Source organism: Flavobacterium sp. (assembly GCF_017744675.1).
Taxonomy (GTDB): domain Bacteria; phylum Bacteroidota; class Bacteroidia; order Flavobacteriales; family Flavobacteriaceae; genus Flavobacterium.
In genome coordinates this window covers 34,693-53,984 of the sequence record NZ_JAGIAV010000009.1, presented here as the reverse complement: position 1 = coordinate 53,984, position 19,292 = coordinate 34,693, and the positions used below count along the sequence as shown (strand labels likewise).

The 19,292-nt window shown below is 35.7% G+C and carries 16 protein-coding genes and 4 tRNA genes; 1 reads left to right on the top strand and 19 read right to left on the bottom strand.

Annotation, left to right across the window (positions count from 1 at the left end; all coding sequences use genetic code 11):
- Positions 1-9: 9 nt before the first annotated feature.
- The 18 genes from rpoC to J7574_RS22640 all read right to left on the bottom strand — a co-directional run bounded on the left by rpoC (position 10) and on the right by J7574_RS22640 (position 17,266).
- On the bottom strand, positions 10-4,317 hold the full coding sequence (gene rpoC / locus J7574_RS22725; protein WP_290974449.1) for a DNA-directed RNA polymerase subunit beta': 4,308 nt from the start codon (positions 4,315-4,317) through the stop codon (positions 10-12).
- A 259-nt stretch (positions 4,318-4,576) separates the two neighbouring features.
- Positions 4,577-8,389 (bottom strand): DNA-directed RNA polymerase subunit beta, encoded by a 3,813-nt coding sequence (rpoB, locus tag J7574_RS22720; RefSeq protein ID WP_290974446.1) that lies wholly within the window; start codon positions 8,387-8,389, stop codon positions 4,577-4,579.
- Positions 8,390-8,655: 266 nt separating this feature from the next.
- Entirely contained in the window at positions 8,656-9,027 is a 372-nt protein-coding gene (gene rplL / locus J7574_RS22715; protein WP_008466917.1) for a 50S ribosomal protein L7/L12, read from the bottom strand.
- Between the two features lie 91 nt (positions 9,028-9,118).
- Positions 9,119-9,622, bottom strand: a complete 504-nt coding sequence (gene rplJ / locus J7574_RS22710; protein WP_290974443.1) for a 50S ribosomal protein L10 — start codon at positions 9,620-9,622, stop codon at positions 9,119-9,121.
- Positions 9,623-9,644: 22 nt separating this feature from the next.
- Entirely contained in the window at positions 9,645-10,334 is a 690-nt protein-coding gene (rplA, locus tag J7574_RS22705; RefSeq protein ID WP_008466920.1) for a 50S ribosomal protein L1, read from the bottom strand.
- A 13-nt stretch (positions 10,335-10,347) separates the two neighbouring features.
- Positions 10,348-10,785 (bottom strand): 50S ribosomal protein L11, encoded by a 438-nt coding sequence (gene rplK / locus J7574_RS22700; protein WP_008466923.1) that lies wholly within the window; start codon positions 10,783-10,785, stop codon positions 10,348-10,350.
- 67 nt (positions 10,786-10,852) lie between these two features.
- Positions 10,853-11,404 (bottom strand): transcription termination/antitermination protein NusG, encoded by a 552-nt coding sequence (gene nusG, locus J7574_RS22695; protein WP_008466925.1) that lies wholly within the window; start codon positions 11,402-11,404, stop codon positions 10,853-10,855.
- An 11-nt stretch (positions 11,405-11,415) separates the two neighbouring features.
- Positions 11,416-11,613, bottom strand: coding sequence for a preprotein translocase subunit SecE (secE, locus tag J7574_RS22690; protein ID WP_008466927.1), 198 nt, complete (start codon positions 11,611-11,613; stop codon positions 11,416-11,418).
- A gap of 18 nt (positions 11,614-11,631) precedes the next feature.
- Positions 11,632-11,702 (bottom strand) — tRNA-Trp (locus J7574_RS22685).
- A 55-nt stretch (positions 11,703-11,757) separates the two neighbouring features.
- Positions 11,758-12,945, bottom strand: coding sequence for an elongation factor Tu (gene tuf / locus J7574_RS22680; protein WP_012024011.1), 1,188 nt, complete (start codon positions 12,943-12,945; stop codon positions 11,758-11,760).
- A 55-nt stretch (positions 12,946-13,000) separates the two neighbouring features.
- Positions 13,001-13,072: transfer RNA gene (locus J7574_RS22675), tRNA-Thr, on the bottom strand.
- Positions 13,073-13,159: 87 nt separating this feature from the next.
- Positions 13,160-13,240, bottom strand: a tRNA-Tyr gene (locus J7574_RS22670).
- Positions 13,241-13,298: 58 nt separating this feature from the next.
- Positions 13,299-13,372 (bottom strand) — tRNA-Thr (locus tag J7574_RS22665).
- Positions 13,373-13,462: 90 nt separating this feature from the next.
- The gene (raiA, locus tag J7574_RS22660) at positions 13,463-13,765 is read right to left on the bottom strand and encodes a ribosome-associated translation inhibitor RaiA (protein WP_008466930.1); all 303 of its coding nucleotides are present in this window, start codon (positions 13,763-13,765) and stop codon (positions 13,463-13,465) included.
- A gap of 32 nt (positions 13,766-13,797) precedes the next feature.
- A complete protein-coding gene (locus tag J7574_RS22655; RefSeq protein WP_290974404.1) occupies positions 13,798-14,691 on the bottom strand; it encodes a tyrosine-type recombinase/integrase in 894 nt (297 codons plus the stop codon).
- A 91-nt stretch (positions 14,692-14,782) separates the two neighbouring features.
- On the bottom strand, positions 14,783-14,977 hold the full coding sequence (gene rpsU, locus J7574_RS22650) for a 30S ribosomal protein S21 (protein ID WP_026730435.1): 195 nt from the start codon (positions 14,975-14,977) through the stop codon (positions 14,783-14,785).
- Positions 14,978-15,225: 248 nt separating this feature from the next.
- On the bottom strand, positions 15,226-16,365 hold the full coding sequence (locus J7574_RS22645) for an acyl-CoA dehydrogenase family protein (RefSeq protein ID WP_290974396.1): 1,140 nt from the start codon (positions 16,363-16,365) through the stop codon (positions 15,226-15,228).
- A gap of 13 nt (positions 16,366-16,378) precedes the next feature.
- Positions 16,379-17,266: a helix-hairpin-helix domain-containing protein gene (locus J7574_RS22640; RefSeq protein ID WP_290974393.1), complete on the bottom strand. Its 888-nt coding sequence runs from the start codon at positions 17,264-17,266 to the stop codon at positions 16,379-16,381.
- Positions 17,267-17,516: 250 nt separating this feature from the next.
- Between J7574_RS22640 and J7574_RS22635 the strand changes: the two genes are divergently transcribed.
- Positions 17,517-18,989 carry an APC family permease gene (locus J7574_RS22635; RefSeq protein WP_290974390.1) on the top strand — a complete coding sequence of 491 codons (1,473 nt, stop codon included), beginning with the start codon at positions 17,517-17,519 and terminating at the stop codon, positions 18,987-18,989.
- A gap of 50 nt (positions 18,990-19,039) precedes the next feature.
- Here the strand turns inward: J7574_RS22635 and J7574_RS22630 are convergent, their stop codons facing one another.
- On the bottom strand, positions 19,040-19,267 hold the full coding sequence (locus J7574_RS22630; protein WP_008466940.1) for a PspC family transcriptional regulator: 228 nt from the start codon (positions 19,265-19,267) through the stop codon (positions 19,040-19,042).
- Between the last annotated feature and the right edge of the window lie 25 nt (positions 19,268-19,292).

Genomic DNA, 19,292 nt, shown 5'->3' with positions numbered 1-19,292 from the left:
GTTTCCTAATTAATAAATGTATTCTTCTTTATTAGCCATCATTTCGTTGTAATCATCTTTAGATCCTACGATAGTGTTATCGTACTCTCTCATACCAGTTCCTGCAGGAATTCTGTGTCCAACAATTACATTTTCTTTTAATCCTTCTAGATCATCTACTTTACCAGCTACAGCAGCCTCGTTAAGTACTTTCGTTGTCTCCTGGAATGAAGCCGCAGAAATGAATGATTTAGTTTGTAACGAAGCTCTTGTAATACCTTGTAAAACTGGCGTTGCAGTTGCAGTGATTACGTCTCTTGCTACAACAAGATTTTTATCTGTACGTTTCAATAATGAATTCTCATCACGTAACTCACGAGGAGTAATGATCTGACCTGGTTTCAATACTGAAGAATCTCCAGCATCTTCAACCACTTTCATACCATATAATTTATCATTTTGAATGATAAAGTCTTTAGTGTGGATCAATTGATCTTCTAAGAATAGAGTATCTCCTGGATCTTCAACTCGTACTTTACGCATCATCTGACGAATAACTACCTCGAAGTGTTTGTCATTAATTTTTACCCCTTGTAAACGGTAAACCTCTTGAATTTCATTTACCAAGTACTGTTGTACAGCAGCTGGACCTTGAATTCTTAAGATGTCATCTGGTGTAATTGCACCATCAGACAATGGAACTCCCGCTCTTACGAAGTCATTTTCTTGTACTAAGATTTGGCTAGAAAGTTTAACTAAATACTTTTTAATCTCTCCAAATTTAGACTCGATAACGATCTCACGGTTACCTCTCTTAATTTTTCCAAAAGATACAACACCATCAATTTCAGATACAACAGCTGGGTTAGAAGGGTTACGAGCCTCAAGCAACTCTGTAATTCTAGGAAGACCTCCCGTGATATCGCCCGCTTTAGAAGAACGACGTGGAATCTTAACTAATACTTTACCTGCTTTAATTTTCTCTCCATTCTCAACCATTAAGTGTGCACCTACTGGTAAGTTGTAAGAACGAATCAATTCACCTTCTTTACCATAAACTAATAAAGTTGGGATTAATTTTTTGTTTCTAGCCTCAGAAATTACTTTTTCTTGGAAACCAGTCTGCTCATCGATCTCCACCATGAACGATTGTCCTTGCTCTAAATCTTCGTAAGCAATCTTACCAGTAAACTCAGAAACAATTACACCGTTATATGGATCCCATTTACAGATTACAGTTCCTTTAGCAACAGTATCTCCATCATTAACAAAAATACTAGATCCGTAAGGAATGTTATGTGTATTTAAAACAATTCCAGTTTTTTCGTCAACTAATTTCAACTCAGTTGAACGAGAAACTACGATATCAACAGAGTTTCCTTCTCCGTCTTCACCTTTAACTGTTTTTAAATCTTCAATTTCAAGTCTACCAGCGAATCTTGTAATAATACTAGACTCTTCAGAGATACCTCCAGCAACCCCTCCAACGTGGAACGTACGAAGTGTTAACTGTGTACCTGGCTCTCCAATAGACTGAGCTGCAATAACTCCGACAGCTTCACCTCTTTGTGTCATCTTACCAGTAGCTAAGTTTCTACCGTAACATTTAGCACAAATACCTTTTAAAGCTTCACAAGTTAATGGAGATCTAACTTCTACTTTCTCAATTGGAGAAGCTTCGATAGTTCTCATGATTGATTCAGTGATTTGCTCTCCAGATTTAACCATTACCTCGTTAGTAAGAGGATTAATAACGTCTTGTAATGCAACACGTCCTAAAATTCTCTCTCCTAAAGATTCAACGATTTCCTCATTTTTCTTCAATGCAGCAACTTCAACACCTCTTAAAGTTCCACAATCTTCGATGTTAACAATAACATCTTGAGAAACGTCATGAAGCCTTCTTGTCAAGTAACCAGCATCGGCTGTTTTAAGAGCCGTATCCGCAAGACCTTTACGAGCACCGTGAGTAGAAATGAAGTACTCAAGGATCGAAAGACCTTCCTTAAAGTTAGAAAGAATCGGGTTTTCAATAATCTCACCACCACCAGCAGTAGATTTTTTAGGCTTAGCCATCAAACCACGCATACCAGTTAACTGACGAATCTGCTCCTTAGAACCTCTCGCTCCAGAATCAAGCATCATATATACAGAGTTGAAACCTTGTTGGTCTTCTCTAATATTTTTCATTGCTAATTCTGTCAACTGAGCATTTGCTGAAGTCCATACGTCAATAACTTGGTTGTAACGCTCGTTATTTGTGATAAGACCCATGTTATAGTTAGTTGAGATACCTTCAACTTGCTCTCTAGCATCTGCAATTAACTTCGTTTTTTGTTCTGGAATTCTAATATCACCTAAAGAGAATGATAAACCTCCTCTAAATGCGAATTTATACCCCATATCTTTCATATTATCCAAGAAAGCTGCCGTTGTAGGTACATCAGTCACACTTAAAATGTGTCCGATAATATCTCTAAGGTTTTTCTTAGTCAATACGTCGTTGATATATCCAGCTGCTTCCGGTACTACTTCGTTAAATAATACACGTCCTGCAGTTGTCTGGATGATTTTGTACACCAATTCTCCAGCGTCATTAAAATCTTTTGCTCTAATTTTCACACGAGCATTCAATTCTAATCTTCCTTCGTTTAATGCAATGTTTACTTCTTCAGCAGAATAGAAAGTCAAATCCTGACCAATAATTTTGTGATCTTCTGTAGAAATACGCTCTTTGGTCATATAGTATAGACCCAAGACCATGTCCTGAGAAGGTACAGTAATTGGAGCACCATTTGCAGGGTTCAAGATATTGTGAGAAGCCAACATTAATAATTGTGCCTCTAAAATAGCTTCTGGCCCTAATGGTAAGTGAACCGCCATCTGGTCACCATCGAAATCGGCGTTGAATGCCGTACATACTAATGGGTGTAACTGGATCGCTTTTCCTTCAATTAATTTTGGTTGGAATGCTTGAATACCAAGTCTGTGCAAAGTAGGAGCACGGTTAAGTAATACTGGGTGTCCTTTAATTACGTTTTCAAGGATATCCCAAACTACAGGCTCTTTTTTGTCAATGATTTTCTTAGCAGATTTTACTGTTTTTACAATACCTCTTTCGATCAACTTACGAATAACGAATGGTTTGTATAACTCAGACGCCATATCTTTTGGCAATCCGCACTCATATAATTTCAACTCTGGACCAACGACAATTACCGAACGAGCAGAATAATCTACACGTTTTCCTAAAAGGTTTTGACGGAAACGACCTTGTTTACCTTTTAAAGAGTCTGATAATGATTTTAATGGTCTGTTTGATTCTGTTTTAACAGCAGAAGCTTTACGTGTGTTATCGAATAATGAATCTACAGATTCTTGCAACATACGTTTCTCGTTTCTCAAGATAACTTCTGGAGCTTTAATCTCCATTAATCTTTTCAAACGGTTGTTACGGATGATTACACGACGATATAAATCGTTCAAATCTGAAGTTGCAAAACGACCTCCATCAAGCGGCACAAGCGGACGTAATTCTGGTGGAATAACTGGAACCACTTTCATAATCATCCACTCAGGACGGTTTTCGCGGTTTTCATTAGACTCACGGAAAGACTCAACAACTTGTAATCTTTTTAAAGCCTCAGTTTTTCTTTGTTTAGAAGTCTCGTTGTTAGCGCTGTGTCTTAATTCATAAGATAAAGCATCTAAGTCAATACGAGCTAATAAATCCATAATACACTCTGCTCCCATTTTGGCAACAAATTTATTTGGATCTAAATCGTCTAAATATTGATTTTCTTGTGGAAGGGTATCTAAAATATTCAAGTACTCTTCTTCAGTTAAGAAATCTAATCTTTGTAATGATTCTCCATCTGCATTTTTAGCGATACCTGGCTGAATTACTACGTATCTTTCGTAGTAAATGATCATATCTAATTTCTTAGATGGAAGACCAAGGATATAACCAATTTTGTTTGGAAGAGATCTGAAGTACCAGATGTGAGCAATTGGCACAACAAGGTTGATGTGTCCTACTCTATCACGACGTACTTTTTTCTCTGTAACTTCAACACCACAACGGTCACAGATAATACCTTTGTAACGAATTCTTTTATACTTACCACAAGCACATTCAAAATCTTTTACTGGTCCGAAGATTCTTTCGCAGAAAAGTCCATCACGCTCTGGCTTGTGCGTTCTATAGTTGATTGTTTCTGGCTTTAAAACCTCTCCTCTTGATTCTTTCAAGATAGATTCTGGTGAAGCCAATCCAATAGAGATTTTGTTAAATCTTTTTACTGGATTCTTATCTTTATTGTTTCTATTATTCATCATAGTTTTTACTATTGATTTATTTGCAATTAAAAAATTGATTTTAGATTTATAATCTACTCTTCAAAAAATAAAGAGTTAATCATTCGCTACTACCTCGGGTTACTTCTCTAAACCTCAAACTCTTATTTGAAGTGCTAGTTATAAAATGCATCGCATTGTTATAAAAAATCGGAACGGGTTACGGGTATAAATCTTTAAAAACTGATATAAATGAGTAATCAGTCCCATTAAAAAATGAGACTGACTACCAAACTTTTATTTATTCTTCCAAACGAAGATCTAATCCTAGACCTTTCAATTCGTGCATTAATACATTGAATGATTCTGGTAAACCTGGTTCTGGCATAGTTTCACCCTTAACGATAGCTTCGTAAGTTTTAGCTCTACCAATAACGTCATCAGACTTAACAGTTAAGATCTCACGTAGTGTACTAGAAGCTCCATAAGCCTCAAGTGCCCAAACCTCCATCTCTCCAAAACGCTGACCTCCAAATTGAGCTTTACCTCCAAGTGGCTGTTGCGTAATCAATGAGTATGGTCCGATAGAACGTGCGTGCATCTTATCATCAACCATGTGTCCTAATTTAAGCATGTAAATTACACCCACAGTCGCTTTTTGTGCAAAACGCTCTCCTGTACCACCATCATATAGGTAAGTATGTCCGAAACGTGGTACTCCAGCTTCATCAGTCAAAGCATTGATCTCGTCTAGAGAAGCACCGTCAAAAATTGGAGTAGCAAATTTTCTACCCAAGTTCATACCAGCCCAACCTAATACAGTCTCATAAATCTGACCGATGTTCATACGTGAAGGTACCCCAAGTGGGTTCAACACGATATCAACTGGTGTTCCGTCTTCAAGGAAAGGCATATCTTCGTGACGAACGATTCTAGCAACAATACCTTTGTTACCGTGACGACCCGCCATTTTATCCCCTACTTTCAACTTACGTTTCTTAGCAATATAAATCTTAGCCAATTTCAAGATTCCAGATGGTAATTCATCTCCAACTGTAATAGTGAATTTCTCTCTTCTTAAAGATCCTTGTAAGTCGTTCAGCTTAATTTTATAGTTATGAATTAAATCATTAACCATTTTATTAGTAGCATCATCAGCAACCCATTGACCTTTACTTAAGTGAGCGAAATCTTCTACTGCGTAAAGCATTTTTTGAGTATATTTTTTACCTTTTGGTAAAACTTCTTCACCCAAATCATTCATTACACCTTGAGATGTTTTTCCGTTAACGATCAAGAATAATTTTTCAACCAATCTGTCTTTTAATTCAACAAATTTAGTTTCAAACTCCATTTCTAAAGCGCCTAAAGCATCTTTATCTTGAGTACGTTTACGTTTATCTTTTACGGCTCTTGCAAATAATTTTTTGTCAAGAACTACACCATGTAAAGATGGAGAAGCTTTTAATGAAGCATCTTTTACGTCACCAGCTTTATCTCCAAAGATTGCACGAAGCAATTTCTCCTCTGGAGTTGGATCTGATTCTCCTTTTGGTGTAATTTTTCCGATCAAAATGTCGCCAGGCTTAACCTCTGCTCCAATTCTGATCATACCGTTTTCATCTAAATCTTTAGTAGCTTCTTCAGAAACGTTAGGAATATCGTTTGTTAACTCTTCGTTTCCTAACTTAGTATCTCTAACCTCTAATGAATAATCATCAACGTGGATAGATGTAAAAATATCATCGCGAACTACTTTCTCAGAAATTACAATCGCATCCTCGAAGTTATACCCTTTCCATGGCATGAACGCAACTTTTAAGTTTCTACCTAAAGCTAATTCTCCATTTTGAGTAGCATATCCTTCAGACAATACTTGGCCAGGAACAACTCTATCACCTCTTCTTACGATTGGTTTCAAGTTGATACTTGTACCTTGATTGGTTTTTCTAAATTTAATTAAGTTGTACGTTTTCTCATCAGCATCAAAACTTACCATTCTCTCGTCTTCTGTACGATCGTATTTGATAGTAATAATGTTAGCATCTACGTATTCTACAGTTCCATGCCCTTCAGCATTGATTAATACTCTAGAATCTGAAGCTACCTGACGCTCTAAACCTGTACCAACAATCGGTGCTTCAGGACGGATCAAAGGAACTGCCTGACGCATCATGTTTGATCCCATCAACGCACGGTTCGCATCATCATGCTCCAAGAAAGGAATCAAAGATGCAGAAATCGAAGCGATCTGGTTAGGAGCAACGTCTGTATAATGTACTGAACTTGGCTCAACAACTGGGAAGTCACCCTCTTCACGAGCAATAACGTTACTAGCTGTAATTTTACCTGAAGCGTCCATCTCAATGTTTGCCTGAGCAATCATTTTTCCTTCTTCTTCTTCAGCACTTAAATAGATTGGTGCGCTTTCTAAATCAACAACACCATCTGTTACTTTACGGTATGGAGTTTCAATGAATCCCATTCCGTTTACTTTTGCATAAACACCAAGAGATGAAATCAAACCAATGTTTGGTCCCTCAGGAGTTTCAATCGGACATAAACGACCATAGTGAGTATAGTGAACGTCACGAACCTCGAAACCAGCTCTCTCTCTCGAAAGTCCACCTGGTCCAAGTGCAGAAAGTCTTCTTTTGTGTGTAATCTCAGCTAATGGATTCGTTTGATCCATAAATTGAGATAACTGGTTAGTACCAAAGAAAGAGTTGATAACTGATGACAATGTTTTAGCATTAATCAAATCAATTGGTGTAAACACCTCGTTATCTCTAACGTTCATTCTCTCACGAATAGTTCTAGCCATACGTGCTAAACCAACACCGAATTGTTGAGACAATTGTTCACCAACTGTTCTAACACGACGGTTTGATAAGTGATCGATATCATCAATCTCTGCTTTAGAGTTAATTAATTCGATCAAATATTTTACGATTGTAATGATATCCTCTTTAGTAAGCACTTGCTTATCCATAGGGATATCTAAATCTAATTTTTTGTTCATTCTGTAACGACCTACTTCACCTAAGTTGTAACGTTGGTCAGAGAAGAACAATTTATCTATAATACCACGAGCAGTTTCCTCATCAGGTGGTTCAGCGTTACGCAACTGACGGTAAATGTGCTCTACAGCTTCTTTTTCAGAGTTAGTTGGATCTTTTTGTAACGTGTTGTGGATAATAGCATAATCTGCTTGGTTATTATCCTCTTTGTGTAACAAAATAGATTTAACGTTAGAATCGATGATCTCTTCAACATTATCTTTGTCGATAATGGTATCACGATCAAGGATGATTTCGTTACGTTCGATAGAAACTACCTCTCCAGTATCTTCATCAACGAAATCCTCGTGCCATGTATTCAAAACACGCGCAGCAAGTCTTCTTCCAATATATTTTTTAATTCCTGTTTTAGAAACTTTAATTTCTTCCGCTAAGTCAAAAATCTCTAAGATATCTTTATCTCTTTCGAATCCGATAGCACGGAATAAAGTTGTTACAGGTAATTTTTTCTTTCTATCGATATATGCGTACATTACGCTGTTGATATCTGTAGAAAACTCTATCCAAGAACCTTTAAAAGGAATTACTCTTGCAGAATAAAGTTTAGTTCCATTTGCGTGGAATGACTGTCCAAAGAAAACCCCTGGAGAACGGTGTAATTGAGATACTACAACACGCTCGGCACCATTAATAACAAAAGTACCACTAGGAGTCATGTAAGGAATTGTTCCAAGATAAACATCTTGTACAATTGTTTCAAAATCTTCGTGTTCTGGATCTGTACAGTATAGTTTCAACCTAGCTTTTAAAGGCACACTATAAGTAAGACCTCTCTCTATACATTCTTGAATTGTATAACGCGGTGGATCAACAAAATAATCTAGGAATTCCAATACGAAGTTATTTCTCGTATCTGTAATTGGAAAGTTTTCCATGAAGGTATTGTATAATCCTTCGTTGCCTCTTTCGTCAGATTTCGTTTCTAATTGAAAGAAATCTTTAAAAGATTTAACCTGTACATCCAAGAAGTCCGGATAGTCAGGGATATTTTTTGTAGAGGCAAAATTCAATCTTTCAGTCTGATTTGTTATCATCAATGGACAAAATTTTGATTAAAAAAAAGTAATTTGTTTTGTGTAAAAACACACTGTTTAATCTATACTTTCTTATTATAATCAATACATCTTTAAAAATTAAATCTATAAAACAAGTCTAATTTTCTTTCTTCGTATTGATCAAAAACTTTTTCGTATTTTAAACTATGGGATAATAAAACTTGATATATTTTATTATACGAAAAATGGTTTAGGCCTTTGAGTGTTAACTCAAGACCTAAACCTAGTTCTTAAACTGAGTTTAATTATTTAAGCTCAACAGTAGCTCCAGCCTCTTCTAAAGATTTTTTAAGACCTTCAGCCTCTTCTTTAGAAACACCTTCTTTAACATTAGAAGGAGCACCGTCAACTACGTCTTTAGCTTCTTTAAGACCTAAACCAGTTAATTCTTTAACTAATTTTACAACAGCTAATTTAGAAGCTCCTGCATCTTTCAATACAACTGTAAATTCAGTTTGTGCTTCTTCAGCAGCACCGTCTCCTCCACCAGCAGCAACTACTACAGCAGCAGCAGCAGGCTCGATTCCGTACTCATCTTTTAATATTGTTGCTAATTCGTTAACTTCTTTAACTGTTAAGTTAACTAATTGTTCTGCGAATTGTTTCAAATCTGCCATTTTTTCTATCGTTTAAAATGATTTGTGTAAAAATATAATTTAATTATTGTGCGCTAATTAAGCAGCAAGGAAGCAAGCTCCCTTACGATAATTACTCTGCTCCTTCTTCTTCGCTTCCAGCGAATTTGTTTTGTAAAGCAGAAATAATTCTTTGAGCTGGAGATTGTAATAATCCAATGATTTCTCCGATAAGCTCTTCTTTAGATTTAATAGTAGCTAATGCATCTAATTGGTTATCTCCAATATATACTTCAGAATTGATGTAAGCTCCTTTTAAAAGTGGTTTATCAGATTTCTTACGGAAATCTTTGATAATTTTTCCAGGTGCGTTAGCAACATCAGAAATAAAAATAGCACTGTTACCTGATAAAACTGTAGGTAAATCACCATAATCATTAGAAGAAGCTTCCATTGCTTTTGCAAGCAAAGTGTTCTTTACAACCTCTAATTTGATACCTGCTTTAAAACAAGCTCTACGCAAGTTTGAAGTTGTCTCTGCGTTTAAACCAGAAATATCAGAAATATAAATGATATTTGTACCAGCTAACTGCGCAGTTAAATTTTCAATCGCGATTGATTTTTCTTCTCTAGTCATACTAAAAATTTTTAACTACCAATTATACTGCTTTTGGGTCTAATGCAATAGCAGGACTCATTGTGCTTGTAAGGTGAATACCTTTGATGTATGTACCTTTAGCAGCAGTTGGTTTAAGTTTTATTAATGTTTGAATAATTTCGTGTGCGTTCTCAACGATTTGCTCAGCTCCGAAAGAAACTTTACCAATACCAGCGTGAACGATACCAGTTTTATCAACTTTAAAGTCAATTTTACCAGCTTTAACTTCTTGAACAGCTTTAGCAACATCCATAGTTACAGTACCTGTTTTAGGGTTTGGCATTAAACCTCTAGGTCCTAAAATACGACCTAATGGACCTAATTTCCCCATAACAGCAGGCATTGTAATGATCACATCAACATCTGTCCAACCGTCTTTAATTTTTTGTAAGTAATCGTCAAGACCTACGTGATCTGCTCCAGCCTCTCTTGCTTCAGCCTCTTTATCTGGAGTAACCAACGCTAATACTTTAACGTCTTTTCCTGTTCCGTGAGGTAAAGTAACTACACCTCTAACCATTTGATTCGCTTTTCTTGGATCAACACCCAAACGAACTGCGATATCAACAGACTCATCAAATTTTGCAGAAGCAACAACTTTAATTAATGCAGCAGCATCTTTTAAAGAGTATAATTTGTTCTTTTCAATTTTTGAAGCAGCCTCTTTTTGCTTTTTTGTTAATTTTGCCATTTCTTTTTCTTAATTAAAAAGGAGCATCTCCTGATACAGTTATACCCATAGATCTAGCTGTTCCAGCAACCATACTCATAGCTTTCTCAATTGTGAAAGCGTTTAAGTCTGGCATTTTGTCTTCAGCAATAGTTCTAATTTGTTCCCAAGTAACGCTAGCTACTTTTTTACGATTAGGCTCACCAGAACCAGATTTTAGCTTTGCAGCTTCCATTAACTGAACTGCTGCTGGAGGAGTCTTAACAACAAAATCAAATGATTTGTCTTTGTACACAGTGATTTGCACTGGACAAATTTTGCCAGGTTTATCTTGAGTTCTAGCATTAAATTGCTTACAAAACTCCATGATGTTAACCCCAGCAGCTCCTAAAGCAGGTCCAACCGGTGGCGACGGGTTCGCAGCACCTCCCTTAACTTGTAGTTTAACTACCTTACTAATTTCTTTAGCCATTTTTAAAAAATTTAACATTGCAATCAATGGAAGCGATTACAATGGTTTATTATAGTGTAACAAAAAATTATACTTTTTCTACTTGCATAAAACTCAATTCTAATGGAGTCTTTCTTCCGAAAATCTTAACCATTACCTCAAGTTTACGCTTCTCTTCATTGATTTTCTCAACAGAACCATTGAATCCATTGAAAGGTCCATCAATAACCTTAACCGTTTCACCAACACTAAATGGAATAGAACGAGTGTCTGTATTAACAGCCAATTCATCCACTTTACCTAACATACGGTTTACTTCAGAAAGTCTCAAAGGAACTGGTTCCCCGCCTTTAGTCTCTCCTAAAAATCCAATAACACTAGTGATTGACTTAATAATATGAGGAATCTCACCAACCAAGTTAGCTTCGATCATAACATATCCAGGAAAGTAAACTTTATCCTTAGATGATTTTTTCCCATCTTTTACAGTAACTACTTTTTCAGTAGGTACTAAAACCTGAGAAACATAGTCCTCCATACCTAATCTCGCAATCTCAGTCTCGATATAAGCTTTCACTTTATTTTCTTGACCACTAACCGCTCTAACTACGTACCATTTTTTCACATTATTATCTGCCATCACAAAAAAAATTATCCTTTTAACCAGTTAAAAAATCCAGCCAAAGCTTTTGCAAAAAATTCGTCTACTCCCCAAGTTGCCAAAGCGAATAAAATCGAAAATACAGCCACAACAATTGTCAATTTTTGTACTTCAGCCCAAGCTGGCCAAGTAACATTTGACTTTAACTCTTCGAAAGCCTCTGATAAATAATTAGTAACTTTTGTCATTTGATATATTTTTTATTGCACGGGCGGAGGGATTCGAACCCCCATCAACGGTTTTGGAGACCGCTATTCTACCCTTGAACTACGCCCGTAATTAAAGCCAGTGATTAAAAAATAATCACTGGCTTTCTTTTTATTTTAATAGAATTACTCTACGATTTCAGTAACTTGTCCAGCACCAACTGTTCTACCACCTTCACGGATAGCGAAACGTAAACCTACGTTCATAGCGATTGGGCTTAATAAAGCAACCTCAATAGTTAAGTTATCACCTGGCATTACCATCTCTACACCTGCTGGTAAAGAAATAACTCCTGTTACGTCAGTTGTACGTACGTAGAACTGTGGACGGTAGTTATTGTGGAATGGAGTGTGACGTCCACCTTCTTCTTTTTTCAAGATATAAACCTCAGCTTTGAATTTAGCGTGTGGTTTTACTGAACCTGGCTTAATAATAACCATACCTCTTTTGATATCAGCTTTATCAATACCTCTTAACAATAAACCTACGTTATCTCCAGCTTCACCTCTATCAAGGATTTTACGGAACATCTCAACTCCTGTAATAGTAGAAGTTAATTTTTCAGCTCCCATACCAATGATTTCAACAGGATCTCCAGTGTTAGCAACTCCAGTTTCGATACGACCTGTAGCAACAGTTCCACGACCTGTAATTGTAAATACGTCCTCAACTGGCATCAAGAATGGTTTAGCAACGTCACGTACTGGCTCTTCGATCCAGTTGTCAACAGCTTCCATTAATTCGATAATTTTAGGTACCCAGTTTGGATCATTGTTTAATCCTCCTAAAGCAGAACCTTGAACCACAGGACCATTATCTCCATCGTACTCGTAGAAAGATAATAAATCTCTAATTTCCATTTCAACAAGCTCTAATAACTCAGCATCATCAACCATATCCACTTTGTTCATGAAAACAACGATTCTTGGAATACCTACCTGACGTCCTAAAAGGATGTGCTCACGAGTTTGTGGCATTGGACCATCTGTAGCAGCAACTACTAAGATAGCTCCGTCCATTTGAGCAGCACCAGTAACCATGTTCTTTACGTAATCCGCGTGACCTGGACAGTCAACGTGAGCGTAGTGACGGTTAGCAGTTTCGTACTCTACGTGTGATGTATTAATAGTAATACCTCTTTCTTTCTCCTCTGGAGCGTTATCGATTTGATCAAACGATTTTGCTTGACAGTAACCAGCATCTGACAATACTTTTGTAATTGCAGCAGTTAATGTAGTTTTTCCGTGATCTACGTGTCCAATTGTACCTATGTTTAAGTGCGGTTTGGAACGATTAAAATTCTCCTTTGCCATTTTACTTAATTTTTAATCTTAGTTATATATTAATTTTCAATTTCCTACTTACTTGAGCCAATGTCGGGATTTGAACCCGAGACCTCTTCCTTACCAAGGAAGCACTCTACCCCTGAGCTACACCGGCAGAGCTTCAATTTTAGATTTCTGATTTCTGATTTTAGATTAACGCAAATCTAAAATCTAAAATTTTTCAATCTGAAATTAAAATTTGTGGGGAGAGCAGGATTCGAACCTGCGAAGTTCACACAGCAGATTTACAGTCTGCCCTCGTTGGCCGCTTGAGTATCTCCCCTAGTTTTAAAAGTCCATTATTTAAAGAACTAATTTCAAATCGCATTTGAAATTTTCTGAGCCGATAGAGGGACTCGAACCCACGACCTGCTGATTACAAATCAGCTGCTCTAGCCAGCTGAGCTACATCGGCGAATACATTAAAAAAGTCCGCTATTTCTAACGGACTGCAAATGTAGCTATTTTATCTTTTAATCAAAACATTTTTTCAAAAAAATTTCAATTAAATGTGTGCTCTAATTTTTTCCTTCCTTTTTACAAGCAAACGTTCTAACGATTCTGCCGAAAGCTCAACCGCCTCTTCAAATGTTTTACACTGTTTTTTTACCAAAAAATCATCACCAGGAACATTAATCTTTATCTCCACCACTTTATTCTCTTTATCACTCGTTCTTTCAACCTTTAAAAAAACATCTGATGAAACCACTCGATCGTAGTATTTCTCTAGCTTACCCATTCTTTCTTGGATAAAATCGACCAATTTTCTGTCGACAGTAAAATTAACTGCATGAACATCTACCTTCATAATAAAAATTTTAGGGTTAACATTTAGAACCGCTATTTATTTCTTGGATGCGCATCTTTATATACTTTTTTAAGTTCCGCCAAACTATTATGAGTATAAACTTGTGTAGAAGCCAAACTAGAATGCCCTAGCAATTCTTTAACTGAATTTAAATCTGCCCCATTATTTAAAAGGTGTGTTGCAAAAGTATGACGAAGCACATGCGGACTTTTTTTTACCTTTTCTGAGACCCTACTAAAGTATGAATTTATCAAACGATAAACAAAAGATTCGCTCAATTTTAACCCTTTTTTCGAAACAAAAAAATAGTCGGAATCAATGAGGCTTTCCAAATCATCCCGCTCCTTTATATAGGAGCCGATTTGATTTGCAATAATTGGCAAAATTGGAATTATGCGTTCTTTATTCCTTTTTCCTAAGACTTTAATCACATTATTAGAGCAATCGACATTTTTAATCAATAAATGAATCAGTTCTGCACGGCGCATTCCTGTTACATAAAACATTTCTACTATAAGCTTGTCTCGAATTTCTTCAAAGCCAACAGGAGCATCTATAGTAGTAAGCAAATCTTTCAATTCCTTTTCCGAAAAAGGAATCTGAACCACTTTCGGAGTTTTCAAAGACTTATGTTTCAGCATCGGATTTATCTCTATCTGCTTTATCTTTAGAAGAAATTTATAAAACGCCTTCAAAGAAGCCATCTTTCGATTAATAGAAACATTCGAAATACCTTGATCAACCAAAGAAACAATCCAGCTTCTTACTTGACCATAATTCACCAGATCCACACTTTCCTGATCAAAAGATTCTTTTAGAAAAGACTCAAAAGAAACTACATCATTCAAGTATGCCCCAACCGTATGTGTGGAATATTTTTTCTCCAATAAAAGATAATCCGAAAAAGCTTCTTTATTCGTTTTCATAAAATCAAAAAAATTAAGCATAAAAAAAACCGTTAGCATCAAAATTAAAACATTTTGACCACTAACGGTAATTATTTTCGAAAAGCTGATATTAACTTTCTAAGCTATCTTTCAAGCCTTGAATGTAAGCCGCTTTTTGGATTTGTGCTCTTTTGATAACAGAAGGCTTAATAAAAGCAGTACGTGCTCTTAATTGACGAACAGTTCCTGTTTTATCAAATTTTCTTTTATAGCGCTTTAATGCTCTATCGATATTTTCTCCGTCTTTAATTGGTATAATTAACATAATATAGACACCTCCTCTCGTTAAGGCTGCAAATGTATATATTAATTATGAATTATGAATGATAAATTTCAAATTATTTTCAAAAACCACCATTTCTACCGTATGCGTGAGGGATTGCAACGGAAATCCTTTTTGTTTTTTCTTTAAAAACAAAAAGATTGCAGTGAAAAGCCCGACCCTAGAAACAAAAGCCACTCTGCGTTTGCTGAATGGCTTTTGTTTTTAGGGGTACGCCCAAAGCAATATTACTATTTTAATAAATTTCTAGAAATAACAAGCTTTTGAATTTCAGTTGTTCCTTCTCCAATGGTACATAATTTAGAGTCTCTATAGAATTTTTCTACCGGAAAATCCTTAGTATATCCATATCCGCCATGAATTTGAACAGCATCGTTTGCGATTTTTACACAGGCTTCAGAAGCGTACATTTTGGCCATAGCGCCTGATGTTGTAACTGGCTTATGCTGTTGTTTTAAGAAAGCTGCTTTATGGAGCAATAATTCTGAAGCCTCAATTTCTGTTGCCATATCTGCCAATTTAAAGGAAATGCCTTGAAAATTACTAATTGGCTGTCCGAACTGATGTCTTTCTTTTGAGTATTTTAATGCGGCTTCATAGGCTCCTTTTGCAATTCCTAATGACAGGGCGCCAATAGAGATTCTTCCGCCGTCTAAAATTTTCATGGCCTGAACAAAACCTTCTCCAACCTCTCCTAATCTATTTTCATCAGGAATTCGGCAATTATCAAAAACCAGTTCTGCTGTTTCGCTTGCTCTCATTCCTAATTTATTTTCCTTTTTACCCGACGTAAAGCCTTTCATTCCTTTTTCAAAAACAAAAGCGGTCATTCCTTTAGAATCGCCTTTTTCGCCAGTGCGCACTACTACAACCGCAACATCTCCAGAAATTCCGTGCGTAATAAAGTTTTTGGCGCCGTTTACGACCCAATGGTCTCCGTCTTTAACGGCGGTGGTATTCATCCCGCCAGCATCAGAACCTGTATTATGTTCTGTCAGTCCCCAAGCACCAATAAATTCAGCTGTAGCTAATTTTGGAAGCCATTTTTTCTTTTGCTCTTCGTTTCCAAAGGTTAAAATGTGATTAGTGCATAAGGAATTATGCGCCGCAACAGATAATCCGATTGAAGGATCTACTTTTGAAATTTCTTCTATTACTGTAATATATTCGTGGTAACCTAAACCTGAACCTCCATATTCTTCTGGAACTAAAACTCCCATAAAGCCCATCTCGCCAAGTTGCTTAAACAACGGAAGTGGAAAAATTTGCGCTTCGTCCCATTCCATTATATAAGGTCTAATATTTTTTTCTGCAAAATCTTTAATAGACTGTGCAATCATTAGTTGTGTTTCGTTGTAATCAAAGTTCATTCGTTGGTTTGTTTTAGAACTCCAAATATAAACTAATTATTTTTGCTTTTTCAACAGGAAAATCTTTAATTTTTGCTAAATCCTCAATATTATTAAAATTTCCATTCATACTTCTGTAGGTTACTATTTGTTTTGCAATACCATATTTAAAGTATGAAAATTGAGCCAGTTCTTTTAATGACGCCTCATTAACATTTATTTTCTTCAGACTTGAAGGAATTACCACTTTAAAATGAGCATTTAATTCATTTATAACTTCTGGTGAAAGTCCCCAGATCTCTTTCATTTGGTCCATTGACACAAACGAACCTAGGATTTCTTTTTGTTTTAGAATTCTCGTAGATAGCCCTTCTCCTATTCCATAAATTTTCATTAAGTCTTCTTGTGTTGCCTCATTAATATTTAATACTGCGGGCTTTTCTTTTTTCGGAAAACTTTTTATACTGAAATCTTTTTTCTCAGTAGGATGATTCGTTTTGTTCTGTTTCCAATCTGGAAATTTAAATAATGGAGAAATCTTATTTAATAACGAATCTGAAATTCCAGTAACTTTTTGAAACTCTTCTGCCGAGTTTAAATATTTATTTTCTTTACGAAATGCCGTTAAACGATCTATTTCTTCTACCGACATTCCGAGTTTGTATCCTTTATAATCAGAAATGAAATTAGGGTTAAAAAGATAATTGACCTGCTTTAAACTTTTATCAATCAATTTGTCTTGATCAATTTCCGATTGAAGAGCAAGCCATTGTTCCTTTTCTGGACTTTTTGTTTCTGAGACATTAAAATCGGATAAAAAATAAAACAGCTGTAATCCAATCATTATAAGGAAAAGCATAAAAATGCCTATTCGCTGCTGTTTAGTAAAGCGCAGATATTGCTGTAAAGATTTAAAATTCATAACAAAAACACTTAGAAGAAAAATCCTTCAAATTTATTAAGAAAATTAGTAAGAAAAGTAGTTTTCAAAAAATTGTCGAATCCATTACAAAAGTCCAATTAATTTAATGAATGTCAATACTTAGAGAATCTTTCTTACGAGTACTGTAAAAAAAACAAAGATTTTATAACTTAAAAGATAATAATTGTTTTTATTTTTTACAAAAAACAATACATTTGGCACTTAATAACAAATAAACCAATAAAATAATATGTCAATTTGGAGAGTTAAACCTATATCTGCCTTTGAGGCCGATATGAAAAAAAGTGATTTAAAAAGAGTCCTAGGAAAATGGAGTCTTACTGCCATTGGTGTTGGTGCCATTATCGGTGGGGGAATTTTTGTACTTACAGGTACTGGGGCTTATTATCATGCTGGTCCAGCATTAGCAATTTCGTTTATCATCGCAGGTATTGCGTGTGTTTTTGCGGCTCTTTGCTATTCTGAATTTGCTTCTATCTTACCTGTTGAAGGATCTGCTTATGCCTATGCCTATGGTACGATTGGAGAAGTTTTTGCCTGGATTATCGGATGGGGACTAATTCTCGAGTATGCTATGGGCTCTATGACTGTAGCGGTTTCCTGGTCCGGATACTTTAATAAATTGCTTAAATTATTTCATATAAAACTACCTGATTGGCTTACAACAGATCCTGCAAGTTATACTGGAGAGGGTTTCTCTATGAATCTTCCTGCTTTCTTGATCGTTATTTTAGTTATTTCATTGCTTATTAAAGGAACAAAAAGTGCTGCAAAAGCAAATAATGCTATTGTAATTCTTAAAGTATCTGCGGTAATCTTTGTGATTATTGCTGGTCTTTTCTTCATTAATACAGCAAACTGGAGCCCATTTATTCCTGCAGCAACTCAAATTGTTGAAAAAGAAACTACTCACAATGCTTACGGAATTAGCGGTATTATCTCTGGAGCTGCTGCAATCTTCTTTGCTTATGTTGGTTTTGACGCTGTTTCTACACAAGCTGGAGAAGCTATTAATCCTAAAAAAGATGTTCCGTTTGCGATCATTGCTTCTTTATTAATCTGTACTACTTTATATATTCTTGTTTCTTTAGTATTAACAGGAATGATGAATTACCAAGATTTTAACCCACTAGGAAAATATCCTGAAGCTATTAAAGCTCCTGTTGCTTATGCATTTGATATTGCTGGACAAGGTTGGGCAGGCTTTATTATTACTGTTGCTGCGACTATTGGTTTGGTTTCTGTATTAATGGTTATGATTATGGGACAATCTAGAATTTTCCTTGGAATGTCTAAAGATGGTTTAATTCCTTCTGTTTTCTCTAAAGTAAACCCAATTTCTGGAACTCCAAAAACGAACTTAATGATTCTTGGAGCTATCATTGCAACTGTTGCGGCTTTTACGCCAATTAACAAATTGGCCGATATGACAAGTTTTGGTACTTTGTTTGCCTTTACAATGGTTTGTATCGCTGTTTGGATTTTAAGAGTAAAACAACCTGGATTAACCAGAACATTTAAAGTTCCTGCTTTACCAGTTATTGCGGTATTAGGAATCGCAATTAATTCTTATTTAATTTTTAATTTAAGTAAAGATGCACAGTTGTTATCTTTTGGATGGCTTATTCTTGGTATCGTTGTATACTTTGGATATAGCAAGAAAAGATCTAGACTTAACAATACAGATGCAGATGTTGAATAATTTTCAATTCTAGTTATAAAAAAGCTCCAAATTTACATTTGGAGCTTTTTTTATAAATCAAATACTGAGGTTCTTTTTGAGCGAATTAAATCTTTCAGCCTAATCCAGAAAGCAAGAGTGAGATAAACTCCAAACCCTAAACCGGCTGTAACAAAAGAGATATAAATAAAAAACAATCGCACACTTGTTACGCGCATTCCTAGTTTATCTGCTAGTCTTGAAGAAACATGAAAACCATATTTTTCAAAAAAGAATTTAAGTTTTAAAATTGCTGACATGAATATTTTAGATTTATGACTTTAG

Coding starts and splice junctions, on each gene's coding strand:
- rplJ (WP_290974443.1), bottom strand. CDS start 9,622: ATGACTAGAGAAGAAAAATCAATCGCGATTGAAAATTTAACTGCGCAG.
- secE (WP_008466927.1), bottom strand. CDS start 11,613: ATGACAAAAGTTACTAATTATTTATCAGAGGCTTTCGAAGAGTTAAAG.
- rplA (WP_008466920.1), bottom strand. CDS start 10,334: ATGGCAAAATTAACAAAAAAGCAAAAAGAGGCTGCTTCAAAAATTGAA.
- J7574_RS22655 (WP_290974404.1), bottom strand. CDS start 14,691: ATGAAAACGAATAAAGAAGCTTTTTCGGATTATCTTTTATTGGAGAAA.
- rpsU (WP_026730435.1), bottom strand. CDS start 14,977: ATGTTAATTATACCAATTAAAGACGGAGAAAATATCGATAGAGCATTA.
- nusG (WP_008466925.1), bottom strand. CDS start 11,404: ATGGCAGATAATAATGTGAAAAAATGGTACGTAGTTAGAGCGGTTAGT.
- rpoB (WP_290974446.1), bottom strand. CDS start 8,389: ATGATAACAAATCAGACTGAAAGATTGAATTTTGCCTCTACAAAAAAT.
- rpoC (WP_290974449.1), bottom strand. CDS start 4,317: ATGATGAATAATAGAAACAATAAAGATAAGAATCCAGTAAAAAGATTT.
- J7574_RS22635 (WP_290974390.1), top strand. CDS start 17,517: ATGTCAATTTGGAGAGTTAAACCTATATCTGCCTTTGAGGCCGATATG.
- J7574_RS22640 (WP_290974393.1), bottom strand. CDS start 17,266: ATGAATTTTAAATCTTTACAGCAATATCTGCGCTTTACTAAACAGCAG.
- J7574_RS22630 (WP_008466940.1), bottom strand. CDS start 19,267: ATGTCAGCAATTTTAAAACTTAAATTCTTTTTTGAAAAATATGGTTTT.
- J7574_RS22645 (WP_290974396.1), bottom strand. CDS start 16,365: ATGAACTTTGATTACAACGAAACACAACTAATGATTGCACAGTCTATT.
- rplL (WP_008466917.1), bottom strand. CDS start 9,027: ATGGCAGATTTGAAACAATTCGCAGAACAATTAGTTAACTTAACAGTT.
- raiA (WP_008466930.1), bottom strand. CDS start 13,765: ATGAAGGTAGATGTTCATGCAGTTAATTTTACTGTCGACAGAAAATTG.
- tuf (WP_012024011.1), bottom strand. CDS start 12,945: ATGGCAAAGGAGAATTTTAATCGTTCCAAACCGCACTTAAACATAGGT.
- rplK (WP_008466923.1), bottom strand. CDS start 10,785: ATGGCTAAAGAAATTAGTAAGGTAGTTAAACTACAAGTTAAGGGAGGT.